Source organism: Synechococcus sp. CS-1333 (assembly GCF_025128015.1).
In the GTDB taxonomy this organism is placed as follows: domain Bacteria; phylum Cyanobacteriota; class Cyanobacteriia; order PCC-6307; family Cyanobiaceae; genus MW101C3.
Genome location: NZ_JAHLYO010000012.1, coordinates 18928 through 32435, shown reverse-complemented (window position 1 = coordinate 32435; position 13508 = coordinate 18928). Strand labels below are relative to the sequence as shown.

General features: G+C 66.4%; 13 protein-coding genes and 2 tRNA genes. 10 read left to right on the top strand and 5 right to left on the bottom strand.

Going from position 1 to position 13508, the window contains the following annotated elements; translation table 11 throughout:
- Nucleotides 1–22 precede the first annotated feature (22 nt).
- From KQ303_RS03850 to murA, 3 genes are all read right to left on the bottom strand, one after another.
- Nucleotides 23–1210, bottom strand: coding sequence for an aspartate aminotransferase family protein (locus KQ303_RS03850; RefSeq protein ID WP_259729276.1), 1188 nt, complete (start codon nt 1208–1210; stop codon nt 23–25).
- An 85-nt stretch (nt 1211–1295) separates the two neighbouring features.
- Nucleotides 1296–1377: transfer RNA gene (locus KQ303_RS03845), tRNA-Leu, on the bottom strand.
- A 71-nt stretch (nt 1378–1448) separates the two neighbouring features.
- Entirely contained in the window at nt 1449–2750 is a 1302-nt protein-coding gene (murA, locus tag KQ303_RS03840; protein WP_259729226.1) for a UDP-N-acetylglucosamine 1-carboxyvinyltransferase, read from the bottom strand.
- A 170-nt stretch (nt 2751–2920) separates the two neighbouring features.
- Here murA and KQ303_RS03835 point away from each other — a divergent pair.
- The 5 genes from KQ303_RS03835 to trpC all read left to right on the top strand — a co-directional run bounded on the left by KQ303_RS03835 (nt 2921) and on the right by trpC (nt 6792).
- A tRNA-Leu gene (locus tag KQ303_RS03835) sits at nt 2921–3004 on the top strand.
- Between the two features lie 74 nt (nt 3005–3078).
- Nucleotides 3079–3327 (top strand): hypothetical protein, encoded by a 249-nt coding sequence (locus KQ303_RS03830; protein WP_094510338.1) that lies wholly within the window; start codon nt 3079–3081, stop codon nt 3325–3327.
- A 229-nt stretch (nt 3328–3556) separates the two neighbouring features.
- Nucleotides 3557–4354, top strand: a complete 798-nt coding sequence (locus tag KQ303_RS03825; RefSeq protein WP_259729225.1) for an RNA methyltransferase — start codon at nt 3557–3559, stop codon at nt 4352–4354.
- An 11-nt stretch (nt 4355–4365) separates the two neighbouring features.
- Nucleotides 4366–5814, top strand: a complete 1449-nt coding sequence (gene lpdA / locus KQ303_RS03820) for a dihydrolipoyl dehydrogenase (RefSeq protein WP_255099752.1) — start codon at nt 4366–4368, stop codon at nt 5812–5814.
- Between the two features lie 69 nt (nt 5815–5883).
- On the top strand, nt 5884–6792 hold the full coding sequence (trpC, locus tag KQ303_RS03815; RefSeq protein ID WP_259729224.1) for an indole-3-glycerol phosphate synthase TrpC: 909 nt from the start codon (nt 5884–5886) through the stop codon (nt 6790–6792).
- Between the two features lie 159 nt (nt 6793–6951).
- Here trpC and rpsD read toward each other — a convergent pair whose 3' ends face one another.
- The gene (rpsD, locus tag KQ303_RS03810) at nt 6952–7560 is read right to left on the bottom strand and encodes a 30S ribosomal protein S4 (RefSeq protein ID WP_255140596.1); all 609 of its coding nucleotides are present in this window, start codon (nt 7558–7560) and stop codon (nt 6952–6954) included.
- Between the two features lie 83 nt (nt 7561–7643).
- Between rpsD and yidD the strand changes: the two genes are divergently transcribed.
- From yidD to aqpZ, 4 genes are all read left to right on the top strand, one after another.
- Nucleotides 7644–7910, top strand: coding sequence for a membrane protein insertion efficiency factor YidD (gene yidD / locus KQ303_RS03805; protein WP_259729223.1), 267 nt, complete (start codon nt 7644–7646; stop codon nt 7908–7910).
- 28 nt (nt 7911–7938) lie between these two features.
- A complete protein-coding gene (locus KQ303_RS03800; protein WP_094510459.1) occupies nt 7939–8241 on the top strand; it encodes a glutaredoxin family protein in 303 nt (100 codons plus the stop codon).
- Between the two features lie 46 nt (nt 8242–8287).
- Nucleotides 8288–9820 (top strand): UDP-N-acetylmuramoyl-L-alanyl-D-glutamate--2,6-diaminopimelate ligase, encoded by a 1533-nt coding sequence (locus KQ303_RS03795; RefSeq protein ID WP_259729222.1) that lies wholly within the window; start codon nt 8288–8290, stop codon nt 9818–9820.
- Nucleotides 9821–9957: 137 nt separating this feature from the next.
- Nucleotides 9958–10701: an aquaporin Z gene (gene aqpZ / locus KQ303_RS03790; protein ID WP_259729221.1), complete on the top strand. Its 744-nt coding sequence runs from the start codon at nt 9958–9960 to the stop codon at nt 10699–10701.
- Between the two features lie 56 nt (nt 10702–10757).
- Here the strand turns inward: aqpZ and KQ303_RS03785 are convergent, their stop codons facing one another.
- Entirely contained in the window at nt 10758–11903 is a 1146-nt protein-coding gene (locus KQ303_RS03785) for an aminotransferase class V-fold PLP-dependent enzyme (protein WP_259729220.1), read from the bottom strand.
- A gap of 64 nt (nt 11904–11967) precedes the next feature.
- On the opposite strand from KQ303_RS03785, the gene KQ303_RS03780 reads away from it, so the two are divergent.
- Nucleotides 11968–13236, top strand: coding sequence for a site-specific integrase (locus tag KQ303_RS03780; RefSeq protein WP_259729219.1), 1269 nt, complete (start codon nt 11968–11970; stop codon nt 13234–13236).
- Nucleotides 13237–13508: the final 272 nt, after the last annotated feature.

Here is a 13508-nt window from a genome sequence, read left to right as displayed (position 1 = left end):
GAAACCGAGGCGTTCGACAGCTTCAGGCGCCGGCCAACGCATCCAGCGTTTGCGCGAGGCGGCTGACCGCCAGGCGCAGGTGCTTGGGCCGGATCACCAGCGGCGGCACGAAGCGCACCACACGCGGGCCGGCGGGCACCACCAGCAGGCCGGCTTCGATCGCCCGCAGGGCAATCGCCGGCGCCGTGAGCTCGCTGTCGGCCTTGAGCACCAGACCCTGCAGCAGCCCCCAGCCGCGCACCCCCTCGAGCTGGTGGGGGCGCTGGTCCACCAGATCCCGCAACAGCGACTGCAGCACCATGCCCATGGCCGCCACATGCGGCACCAGGGTGCGCCGCTCCAGCTCCTGCACCACCGTGAGGGCGGCGCGGCAGGCAAAGGGATTGCCGCCGAAGGTGCTGGCGTGGTCGCCCGGGCGGAAGTGATCCACCGAGCACTTCACGGCCAGGGCTCCGATCGGGATGCCACCGCCGAGGCCCTTGGCGAAGGTGATCGCATCGGGCTCGACGCCGAGTTGCTCGTAGCCCCACAGCGCACCACTGCGGCCCACGCCGATCTGCACCTCATCGAAGATCAGCAGGATGCTGTGCCGGTCGCAGAGCTCCCGCAGGCGACGGAAGAAGGCGGGATCCCCAGGGTTCACCCCCCCTTCGCCCTGCAGCGGCTCGATCAGCACGGCGGCAACGCGGGGGCCGTCGGCCTCGCAGGCCGTCAGCAGCGCCTCGAACGCGGCGATGTCGTTGTAGGGGAAGAAGCGGAAGCCTTCCACCATGGGCTCGAAGCCGTGGTGGTACTTCGGCTGGCCGGTGGCGCTCACCGCCGCCAGGGTGCGGCCGTGGAAGCTGGCCTGGGCCGTGAGGATGATCGGCCGCTCGATGCCCCGCACGGTGTGGCCGTGTTTGCGGGCCAGCTTGATGGCCGCCTCATTGGCCTCGGCGCCGGAATTGCAGAAGAACACCCGATCGGTGCAGCTGCGGCTGGTGATCCAGGCGGCCAGCTCCTCCTGCTCGGGAATCCGGTAGAGGTTCGACACATGCTGCAGGCGGCCCAGTTGCCGTGACAGCGCCTTGCGCATCACACGGTCGCTGTGACCGAGGGTGCAGGTGGCGATGCCGGCGACACAGTCGAGGTAGCGGCGGCCGGCAGTGTCCTGCACCCAAACGCCCTTGCCCTTCGCCAACTCCAGGGGGAAGCGGGCGTACGTGTCCATCACCGGGTCGGGCACCAGCACCAGCGTGGGAGCGGGCCGCGGTGGAGCGGCGATCTCTACGGACATGGGGCTGAGGCTGGAGGGATGGGAGCGGTGGGACTCGAACCCACATGCCCGAAGGCGCTCGATTTTGAGTCGAGTCCGTCTACCAATTCCGGCACGCTCCCGCTCAACGACTGTAGGGGGAGGCGGGAATCAGCCCCTCGCCCGAGCAACGGGCAACCGCCCGAAGCTCCGCTCAGCCATTCACGCGGCGGATCGCCGCGCCGACGCTGTTGAGCTTCCCTTCCAGATCGGCGTAGCCGCGGTCGAGGAACTCCAGGCCCTGCACGCTGGTGGTGCCATCGGCGGCCAGACCCGCCAGCACCATCGCCGCCGAGGCGCGCAGATCGGTTCCCTGCACGGGAGCGCCGCTGAGCCGGGCCACCCCCTCCACGAACGCCGTATTGCCCTGCATGCGGATCGAAGCCCCCATGCGCTGCAGCTCAGCCACATGCTGCAGGCGGTTTTCAAAGATCGTCTCGACGACCATGCTCGTGCCCGAGGCCGTGGCCAACAGGCTCATGAATGGGGCCTGCAGGTCGGTGGGGAAACCAGGGAACGGCTGGGTGCGGAGGTCGAGGGCCTGAATCCGGTCGGCGCGGATGGTCATGCCGATCCCATCCGCTTCCAGCGAGCAGCCGGCTTCTTCGAGCTTGCTGATCACGGCACCGAGGTGGTCGGGGATCAGCGGGGCGACTCGCAGCTCGGAGCGCGTGATCGCCGCTGCCAGCAGAAAGGTGCCGGCCTCGATGCGATCGGGAATCACGGCGTAATCGGCGCCATGGAGCCGCTCGACCCCAACAATCGTGATCGTGGGGGTGCCAGCGCCGCGCACCTTGCCCCCCATGGCGATCAGCAGGCCGGCCAGGTCCACCACTTCAGGCTCGAGAGCGGCGTTGTGGATCACCGTTTCGCCTTCGGCCAGAGCCGCGGCCATCATCAACGTTTCGGTGGCGCCGACGCTGGGGCATTCCAGGTGGATGTGGCCGCCGTGGAGCCGATGGCTGCGGCCGGGCACCACGGCCGAGACCACACCGTGATCAATGGTGACCTGGGCGCCGAGCGCCTTGAGGCCCCGCACATGCTCAATGACCGGACGGGAACCGATCTGGCAGCCACCAGGAAGGGGAATCTTCGCCACACCCAGGCGAGCCAGCAGCGGGCCGATGCAGAAGAAGCTGGCCCGCAGGCTGTTGACCAGTTCGTAGGGGGCGGTGGAGTGGGTGAGATGGGCCCCATCAAGCTCGATCCAGTCGGGACCGCGCTTCACCTTCACGCCGAAGGCACCGAGGATCTCGCCCATCGCCGCGATGTCGGTGAGCGGAGGGATGTTCCGCAGGCGCAGGGGCTGGGTGCTCATCAGGCAGGCCGCCATCAGCACCAGCGCCGAGTTCTTGGCGCCGCTCACGCGCAGCTCGCCGGCCAGACGGTGTCCCCCCAGGATCTCCAGGCGGGGATTGACCATCAGCTGGGGAGCCACGGCGGCGGTCACGGTCATGGCTGATTACATAGCCGATGGTGCCGGCATCTTGACAATTCAGAGGCGCACCGTCTAGCCGTCCGCCCCCTGAACTGTCTTCCGGAGTACCCCGTGGCGTGACGCGGTAGCCGGTGGCCGGCCGTGCAGGCGATGATCTAGGGTTGCTCGGTCGCTGCGGCGGCACGCCAGCGGATGTGGCGGAATTGGTAGACGCGCTAGTTTCAGGTACTAGTGGCAGCAATGTCGTGGGAGTTCAAGTCTCCCCATCCGCATCATTTTTCAGCCCACTCCCTCTGTCCTGTAGGAACCTCCAATCCGGGTTCTCCTCCGTCGCGCTCCCGTTTCCATGATCGTCCTCAAGATCAGCAATTCCTCCGAGGTCGTGGCGGGGAAGATCGGGCGCTTTCTTGAACGCCTCACCCCTGGCGGTTTCGACGAAACCACCGTCGAGGACATTGTGCTGCAGAAGCTCGTTGAAAACCTCCGCGAGGAGGGCATCCGCGGCGAAGTGGCGGCGGTCAAAGGAATGGATCTTCATGCCACCGAACTGGTGATGAAGGATTCCATGCATGTCAGAAAACATCAGGTCTTCTGAACTCCCGCAGGCCGGCGGCCCCTGGCCAGCCCAAGAACTCCGGAAATCCGGTGACCCCAGTCAACCTGGTGAGCCACTGCAATCTGCGGAGCCAAGACAATCTGGCCAATCTGCCGAGCAGAGCCACTATGAGGCCACTGGCCAGCCCTCAGGGTCGCGGGAGCCAGCAACGTTCTTTCGTCCGCTGATCACCAGCCGGCGCAATCCAGTGGTGGGGCGCTTCCGCGCCTTGCATGAATCCCGTGGACGGCGCGAGCAGGGACGCGTGCTGCTGGAAGGCACCCACCTGATCGAGGAAGCCGCCCGACTTGGCCTGGCCGCGGGCGAACTGCTCGCCACACCCGCCTGGATCGAGGCCCATCAGGCCCTGCTGCACCAGCATCCGTCGATGGCGGCGGTGCTGCAGCCGGTGGATGAGGCGGTGCTGGCGGCCGCGGCCACCACCCAGCATCCCGATGGGGTGGTGCTGAGCCTGGCCCTGCCCCGTCCCGCCGCGCCCGCCAGGCCGGGGTTCGTGCTGGCCCTGGAGCAATTGCAGGATCCGGGCAACCTGGGCACCTTGATGCGCACGGCCCTGGCGGCCGGGGTCGAGGCGCTGTGGTTGGCCGGTGGCGCCGACCCCTGGCAGCCGAAAGTGGTGCGCGCCTCCGCCGGCGCGGCCCTCACCCTGCCGCTTGAGCGCCTCGAAGGCCTCGCCCTGCGCCTGCAGCAGGCCCGCGCGCAAGGGGCCCAGGTGGTGGCCACCACCGTGATGGCCCGCAGCGCACCCACCGCCTCTGAGGCCAGCGCCTCTGGGGCCGACACTGCCGCGATTCCCTATTGGCAGCTCGACTGGACGCTGCCAACCGTGCTGTTGCTGGGCAACGAAGGTGCAGGGCTGAGCGCCGACCTGCTCAGCTGTTGCAGCCACCGGGTCACGATTCCCCACAGCGCCGCCGTGGAATCCCTCAACGTGGCCGTGGCGGCCGGGCCCCTGTTGCTGGAACGCTGGCGCCAGCAACAGGAGAGAATGCCGGTCACTCCCTGAGACACGCCCCGGTGAGCGACAGCAGCGCCTCTTCCTTCGACTACGACGTGATCGTGATCGGCGCCGGCTACGGCGGCTTCGATGCGGCCAAGCATGCGGCCGACCATGGCCTGCGCACGGCGATCATCGAATCGCGTGACATGGGCGGCACCTGCGTGAACCGCGGCTGCGTGCCCTCCAAGGCGCTGCTGGCCGCCAGTGGCCGGGTGCGGGAGCTGGCTGATGCCAAGCACCTGCAAGGTTTCGGCATCCACGCCGCGCCGGTGCGCTTCGAGCGGCAGAAGATCGCCGATCACGCCAATCAGCTGGTGGCCACGATCCGCACCAATCTCACCAAGACCCTGGAGCGGTCGGGGGCCGTGATCCTGCGGGGCAAGGGGCGCCTCGACGGGCATCAGCGGGTGGCGGTGCGCCAGAGCAACGGGGTGGAGCAGGTCTTCACCGCCCGCGATGTGATCGTGGCTACCGGCTCGGATCCCTTCGTGCCGCCCGGAATCGAAACCGACGGACGCACGGTGTTCACCAGCGACGAAGCGATCAGCCTGGAGTGGCTGCCCCGCTGGATTGCCATCGTGGGCAGCGGATACATCGGCCTGGAATTCGCCGATGTGTACACGGCACTGGGTTGCGAGGTCACGATGATCGAGGCGCTCGATCGGGTGATGCCCACCTTTGATCCCGACATCGCCAAGATCGCCGCTCGCCACCTGATCGACGGCCGGGACATCGACACCCGCGCCGGTCTGCTGGCCCGCAAGGTGACCCCGGGGGCGCCGGTACGGATCGAACTGGCCGCCATGGCCACCAAGGAGCTGGTGGAGGTGCTGGAAGTGGATGCGGTGCTGGTGGCCACCGGGCGGGTGCCGGTGAGCAAGGATCTACACCTGGCCAGCGTGGGCGTGGAAACCAACCGCGGCTTCATTCCCGTGAACGACCAGCTCCAGGTGCTGGCGGGCGAGACGCCCGTGCCCCATCTCTGGGCCGTGGGCGACGTGACCGGAAAGATGATGCTGGCCCACACCGCCGCCGCCCAGGGCACCGTGGCCGTGGACAACATCCTTGGCCATGCGCGTGCGATCGACTACCGCTCGATCCCGGCCGCCACCTTCACCCATCCCGAGATCAGCTCGGTGGGCCTGAGCGAAGCCGACGCCAAGGCGCTGGCGGCGGCCGAGGGGTTTGAGCTAGGCAGCGTGCGCAGTTACTTCAAGGCCAACTCCAAGGCGCTGGCGGAACTGGAAAGCGATGGGCTGATGAAGTTGCTGTTCCGCAAGGACACCGGCGAGGTGCTGGGCGCCCACATCTATGGATTGCACGCCGCCGACCTGATTCAGGAGGTCGCCAACGCCGTGGCCCGCCGCCAGCGGGTGGGGGACCTCGCCACGGAAGTGCACACCCACCCCACCCTCAGTGAAGTGGTGGAGGTGGCCTACAAGCAGGCGGCCATGGCCGTGGCCTGATGAGGCCTGGCCCACTCACGGGCCGTCTCGGTGCCCGCCCTTACGATCGGCTCCTGTTGCCCTGAGGCTTTGGAGATTCGTCGCCGTCCACCCAATCCGCCGGTGAAGGTGGCCAATCTTCAGTTCGGCATTTCCCATCCCGAGCAGGAGCCCCAGCACATCCTCGAGCGGATCGTCTGGGAGAAAGATCGCGAGGTGGCCGCCGCCAGGGAGCGGGTGCCGCTGGAAACGCTGCAGCGCCAACTGCGCGACCTGCCCCCCACCCGTGATTTCGTCGCCGCGCTGCGGGCGAGCTGCCGCAAGCCCGCGGTGATCGCCGAGATCAAGAAAGCCAGCCCCAGCAAAGGCGTGATCCGCGCCGATTTCGATCCGGTGGCCATTGCCAGGGGCTATGCGGCCGGTGGCGCCAGCTGCCTGTCGGTGCTCACCGACAAGAGATTTTTCCAGGGCGGCTTCGAGGTGCTGGTTGAGGTGCGCCAGGTGGTGGATCTGCCCCTGCTCTGCAAGGACTTCATCCTTTCCCCCTACCAGCTGCACCAGGCACGCGCCGCCGGCGCCGATGCGGCCCTGCTGATCGCGGCGATTCTCACCGACCAGGACGTGGTTTACCTGATGAAGGTGGCCCGTGCCCTGGGGCTGGCCGTGCTGGTGGAGGTGCATGACGCCGACGAGCTGGAGCGGATGCTGCGCCTGCCCGTCTGGTCGGAGCCAATCACGGCGGCTCACACCCTGATCGGCATCAACAACCGCGACCTCACCAGCTTCCACACCGATCTCGCCACCACCGAGCAACTGATGGTCCGTTTCGGCGATCAGGTGCGGCAGCGGGGAGCACTGCTGGTGAGCGAATCGGGGCTGTTCAGCCGCGACGACCTCGACCGGGTGCAGAGCGCCGGCGCCGATGCGGTGCTGGTGGGGGAAGCGCTGATGCGCCAGCCGGATGTGACCGCCGCCTTGGAGCAGCTGATCAGCGGCTGAGGGCGGCTGGCCGCGCCGGCTGAGGCTGAGCCGTCGTCTGCGACGGCTCAGTGCAGTCCTGGCGGAACTGTGAGAGTGCAAGCCAGAGCTCGACCATGAAAAAACCCCGCCGAGGGCGGGGTGTGGTGAACCAAAGCTGGATGGGGAGGATCCCGAGGATCACACCTTGCGGGAGTAGTACTCCACCACCAGCAGTTCGTTGATCTCCAGCGCCACCCATTCACGCTCAATGCGGCCGTTGACCTTGGCCGAGAGCTTGGATTTGTCGAGCTCGAGGTTGGGGGGGATGTTGGAGAGGCCTGGGAACTCCAGGTTGCCTTCAGCCAGCTGCTTGCTGGCCTTGCGCTGACGCACGATGATCACATCACCGGCTCGGCACTGATAGCTGGGGATGTCAACGACGCGGCCATTCACGGTGATGTGGCCGTGGTTCACCAGCTGGCGGGCGCCGGGCACGGTGGGGCCGAAGCCGAGACGGAAGCAGACGTTGTCGAGACGGTTCTCGAGCAGTTTGAGCAGGTTGGTTCCGGTGGAACCTTCCTGGGCGCGCGCTTTCTTCACGTAGCGCACGAGCTGGCGCTCGGAGATGCCGTAGTTGAAGCGAAGCTTCTGCTTCTCTTCCAGGCGGATGGCGTATTCGGAGCGCTTGCGACGGGCTTGGCCGTGCTGACCGGGGGGATAAGCCCGCTTGGCGGACTTACGGGTGAGACCGGGGAGGTCTCCCAAGCGCCGCGTGATCCTCAGGCGAGGGCCGCGGTATCGGGACATCGGGGAAAGCTGTTCAAAGGGATGGACCGGCGCCGCCGTTGACCTGGGAGCATGCTGGAGGTTTCCCTCGGCAGCTCCCGGCAGTGGAACGCCATCCCATCACTCTATCTTTCGGGGCCAACGCCCTCTCCGCCCTGGTCGCGAGGGTGCTTATGGGCCTGATCCAGGCCTACCGGCAGTGGCTGTCTCCCCTGCTGGGGCCCCGCTGCCGCTTCATCCCCAGCTGCAGCGCCTATGGCCTGGAGGCCATCCAACGCCATGGCCCCTGGCGGGGTGGTTGGCTCACGGCCCGCCGCCTGCTGCGCTGTCACCCCTTCACCCCGTGCGGCTGCGATCCGGTTCCCGATTGAAGCTCTCCCCCCACACCCTCCCTTGCTGATGACCGCCACGGCCGGCCTGCCCCCTCTGACGCTCTACCGGCGCGACGGCTGTTGCCTCTGCGACGGGCTGGAGCAACGGCTGCGGGCGCTTGAACCCCGTCCCGACCTGGTGCTGGTGGATGTGGCGAGCGACCCCGCGCTCGAGGCCCGTTACGGGCTGGAGATTCCGGTGCTGGCTGTGCGGCGCGCTGATCAGCTGCAGGAATTGCCGCGGGCATCGCCGCGGCTCAGCGGGGCCGCCCTCGACCGCTGGCTGAGGAAGTGTCTGGCAGCGCTATCGGACGCCCCGGAATCCGCCTAAAACCCTGCGAACCCCGATCCCACGGCAGCGGCTGCCCCCCATCCCCATGACCCAGCCTCTCCATTCCCTCCTGCACCAGAGCGGTCTGGAGGTGCCCCGCACCCTGGGGGATGAGACCGTCACCGGCGTGAGCTGCGATTCCCGCCATGTGGGCGCCGGCACGCTGTTCGTGGGGGTGCCCGGTGGTCAGGTGGACGGCGGCGTGTTCTGGCCCAAGGCGCTGAGCAATGGCGCGGTGGCTGCGGTGATCGGCACGGCGGCCGCCGCCCAGTGCCCGCCCTCCGCCACCGACCCAGTGCTGGTGGTGCAGGGACCGCTGGCGGAAATCGCCGGACGGCTGGCCGCGGCCTTCTGGGGGGAACCCAGCCAGCAGCTGGCCCTGATCGGCGTCACCGGCACCAACGGCAAAACCACCACCACCCATCTGATCGAACATCTGGCAGCCGCCTGCGGCCAGCCGGTCGCCCTGTTCGGCACGCTCAGCAACCGCTGGCCCGGACACAGCGCCACCGCCTCGCACACCACCGCCTTCGCCGACGAGCTGCAGCGGCAACTGGCCGAGGCGGTGGCCGCAGGCGCCCGGGTCGGGGCGATGGAGGTGAGCTCCCATGCCCTTGATCAAGCGCGGGTGGCGGGCTGCCGCTTCGCCGGTGCCGTGTTCACCAACCTCACCCAGGACCACCTCGACTACCACCCGTCGATGCAGGCCTACTTCGAGGCCAAGGCGCTGCTGTTCGCCTCCGAGCGGCTGGCAGGGGGCGCCGTGGTGAACATCGACGACCCGTGGGGCGCGCAGCTGGCGGAGCGCCTGACGGACACCCTCGGCGCGCGACTCTGGCGCTGCTCCCTGGCGACACCGGCCGAAGCGCCGGCGGGGGCGGGCGTGGCGGAGCTGGGTGTGCGTGATCTGGTGGTCGGGGCCGATGGCGTCAGCGGCATCCTGGTGAGCCCGCTGGGCTCAGGGCCGTTCTGCTCGCCGCTGGTGGGGCGCTTCAACCTGATGAACCTGCTGGAGGCGGTGGGCGCCCTGCTGCAGCAGGGGCTGGAGCTGGCCCCGCTGCTGGCGGCGATCGACAGCTTCCGCGGGGTGCCCGGTCGCATGGAGCGGGTGGTGCTGGCTGATGGTGCCGGCACTGACCTGCCGGCGGTGCTGGTGGACTACGCCCACACCCCCGATGGGCTGGAGAACGCCCTGGCCGCCTGCCGGCCCTTCTGCTCCGGCCGGCTGATCTGCGTGTTCGGCTGCGGCGGTGACCGTGACCGCGGCAAGCGGCCCCAGATGGCGGCGATCGCCGCCCGGCTGGCGGATCGGGTGGTGGTCACCTCCGACAATCCGCGCACGGAAGACCCCCAGCGCATCCTCGACGACGTGGTGGCCGGCATTCCCGCCGGCACCGACCTGGTGGTGGAGGGAGACCGGGCCACCGCCATCGCCCTCGGCATCGCCAGCGCCGCGCCCGGCGATCTGGTGCTGATCGCCGGCAAGGGCCATGAGGACTATCAGATTCTTGGCACCACCAAGATCCACTTCGACGACCGGGAAGAAGCGCAGAAAGCGCTGCAGCTCAGAACCGCCTGAGGAGCGAGCGACCTTGCCAGGGGCCGGCAGCCACGCTGGCTGCCCCCCCTGAAAACTGTGCGTCTGAACACACAAACGGCCGAAAACAAGCATCAGGCGGTGAGAAGATCAACCCCGATACCCGCCGCCTGACCCGCATGGCCTCCAGTGTTCCACTGGCGAAGAAGTTCTTCGCTGAACTGATCGGCACCTTCTGGCTGGTGCTCGGAGGCTGTGGCAGCGCCGTGCTGGCAGCGGTGTTCCCCTACGACAACCCCGCCGCCAACCCGCTGGGCCTGGGCTTCCTCGGCGTCTCTCTCGCCTTCGGTCTGACCCTGCTGACCATGGTCTACACCTTCGGGCACATCTCCGGCTGTCACATCAACCCAGCCGTGAGCTTCGGGCTGTGGGCCGGCGGTAAGTTTCCCGGCTCCCAGCTGCTGCCCTATGTGATCGCCCAGGTGCTCGGCGGCGTGATCGCTGGCGGTGTGATCCTGCTCGTCGCCAGCGGCAGGGAGGGCTTCGCCCTCACCGGTGGCAATCCGCTGGCCACCAACGGCTGGGGAGCCCACTCTCCTGGCGGCTACGGCTTCCTGGCCGCGCTGGTGATCGAGGTGATCCTCACGTTCGTGTTCCTGCTGGTGATCATGGGCGCCACCGACCGCCTGGCTCCCGGCGGCTTTGCAGGAGTGCCGATCGGCCTCAGCCTCACCCTCATTCACCTGATCAGCATCCCTGTCACCAACACCTCCGTGAACCCCGCCCGCAGCACCGCCGTGGCGGTGTGGGTCGGCGGCGATGCCATGGCGCAGTTGTGGCTGTTCTGGGTGGCACCGATCGCCGGCGCCCTGCTGGCGGGCTGGGTTCACCGCAACCTGATGGCCTCCGACACGGTCGGCTGAACGCTCCTGGCTCACCGTCGGCGGAACCCTCCTGGGTCACCGCCGGCGCCGGCGCCTCACACCAGCTGACACAGGGCGTCGAGCAGCCGTTCCACTTCGGCTGCGCTGGTAGTCACATGGGTGCAGGCACGCAGACAGGACGGGTCGTCGAGGCTGCGCAGCCAAAGTCCCTGCTTCCCCAGAGTCTCCACCACCGCCTGGGGGTTCTGACCGGCCACGGTGAAACTCACAAGGCCAGCGGGTGGCGCCGCGCTCAGCAGCGGCGTGATCCCATCAATCGCCTGCAGCCCCTGCCACAGCTGGCTGCTGCGCTCCTGGATCAGTGAAAGCCGCTGCTCGCACGAACCCAGCGACTCCAGCAACGCCAGCGAGGTGTGCAACCCGGCCAGCAGCGGCGTGCAGGAGGTGGCCACCTCGAAGCGCCGGCTGTCTGTGTGCCAGGTGCTGCCCCGGTTGGCTTCGTTCGCGAGGCTGCGCCAGCCCCCCAACGTGGGCTGCGAGTCCACCAGCAGCCGTGCCGACAGCGCCACCCCACCCAGCCCTTCAGGGCCGCAGCACCACTTGTGGCCGGTGAAGGCGTAGATGTCGGCCTGGCTGGCGGCTTCAGCCACGGGCAGGCTTCCCACCGACTGGGCCGCATCCACCAGCAACCATGGCTGGCGCCCATGCTCCCGCAGCCGCGCGGCCACAGCCGCGATCGGCATCACCAGACCGGTGTTCCACAGCAGGTGGGAGAGCACCACCAGGCGGGTGCGCGGCGTCAGTGCGGCTTCGAGGGCCGCCAGCACAGCGTCATCCACCGCAGCGGCGGAATCGCCGCGGATCTCCTTCACCGCCAGGGTGTCGAGGCTGAGGCCCTCGCGGCGCGCCAGCTCGCGGCAGGCCGCCACGATGCCAGGGTGCTCGCAATCACTGATCAGCATGGCGTCGCCGTGCTGCAAGGGGAGCCCCCAGAGCGGCAGCACACAGCCACTCGTCACGTTCTCGGTAAGCGCCAACCGATCGGGAGGCACGCCGCAACCGGCCGCCAGAACCCCGCGCAGGCTGCTCAGTTGCGCTGACAGCCATGGCCAGACGTCTGTCGTGAACGGGCCCAGCTCCTGCAGCCGCTGCCAGCTGGCGGTGATCGCCGCGAGCGAGGGCGTCGGCAGCGGGCCCTGGCCGCCGTAGTTGAAGTAGGTCTTGTTGGCCAACGCCGGCATCAGATTTCTGAGCTGGTCTGGACTTAGCGACTCTTGACGTAGCCCAAAATGTGGCCCAAGCTCGGTGCTCAAGGAGGTTCTCGACGTGGTGTTCAGGAAGCATGCCAGCTACATCCGCCAGGGACGCGCGGGCTACCAGCTACAGAGGGGGGTCCCCAAAGCGCTACAGGAGCACATAGGTCGAACTCAATGGAAGGAACCAGGCGGCAAGACCCTCAGGGAGGCTCAAGCGCGAGTTTCGGGTTTTTTGGATCGAACAGACAGGGCTATCGCGGAAGCGAAAGGAGTGGTCAAGTATTCAACCGATGAGGTGATCGACCTAATCCCAAAAGCATTTAAGCTCACAACTTCAGAAGATGTCGAAGACCTAGTGGTTGGGATTGAAATACTTAAAGTCGAGGGGGGCTTGACTCGCGATCAGGCTGACCGGGCAATACGCATTGCCAGAGGACAGGAAGAGCCTCGAAAGTTTCTCACTGCACGAGAGTTGATCGAACAGGCCACACGCTTCAAGAGTCCAGCAGCTCGCACCAAGGAAGGCTGGGAGAAGGCCCTTTTTCGCTTTTTGGATTTCGCACAAGTCGCTTACCCAACGGAAGCAACAAGAGAACATGCTGTGGCCTTCCGTACTCACTTGCTTGAAAAGCTCGCACCTTCCACGACCTCGGTTACGCTCTCTTATCTAGCTGGTTTGTGGTCAATGTTATTAGAAATAGACCCTAATCATGAGCACATTTTCAAAGGTCTCACCAAGAGCATAAAGACAAGAAAGACGACAGGCTTAAAGCATATAGATGATCTAGAGCTGGTTTCACATCCACATGCCTGGAACAGTACCTCAAAATACCTCCCCATTTTTTGGATTCTGTATTTCACAGGCTGCCGCCTTGCTGAGGTTTGCGGGCTGAGAGCAAGTGACATAATGGATGATCGAATCCGAATCAGAAGCCATGAGAAACGTCCAATCAAGACATCTGCATCTGCAAGAGACATCCCGATCCACCCAGACCTCTTCGAGGTTCTTCAACCACTTAGGAGGCAACCGGGTTTAATCTGGTCAAACCTGCAGGACGGTAATCGATGGGGGCACAACCTTCCAAAGCCCTGCAAACAGATCACAGGCACCAACCCGCATGGCCTTCGCCACCGAGCAGCCTCGAAACTGAGGCTAGCAGGCATGAATGAAGCTGTTATAGGAAGGCTACTGGGTCACACGACAAACACAGTGACCGGAGGATATGGCTCCATTCCTTGGGAGATGCTTGTGGATGCTGTGAATTGCCTAGGCGATGATCGTGATCATGGAGACAGGATCACTTCCACATCTGCCTGACGGGAGATCGAGGATTAACGCAGAGAGGGTGATATTGCCCAGGTATTTGCCGGGTCTCTGCATGCAGTTCTATACGAACCAGCTGATGTACCGTGTCCGGCAGTACGACTTCAGCGGTAGTTCTCGGATCGAAAGGCGAATTTAGAACATCTGAAAACCATTGCCACCTCAGGCCTTTATCGAGTGTATAGCCTCTGACTCTAGTGCAGCCGCTAGTGTCTGCAGAACGGGGACGGGCCGAAGGAGAAGTCATTCCGCAGCGAGGGGTGCTG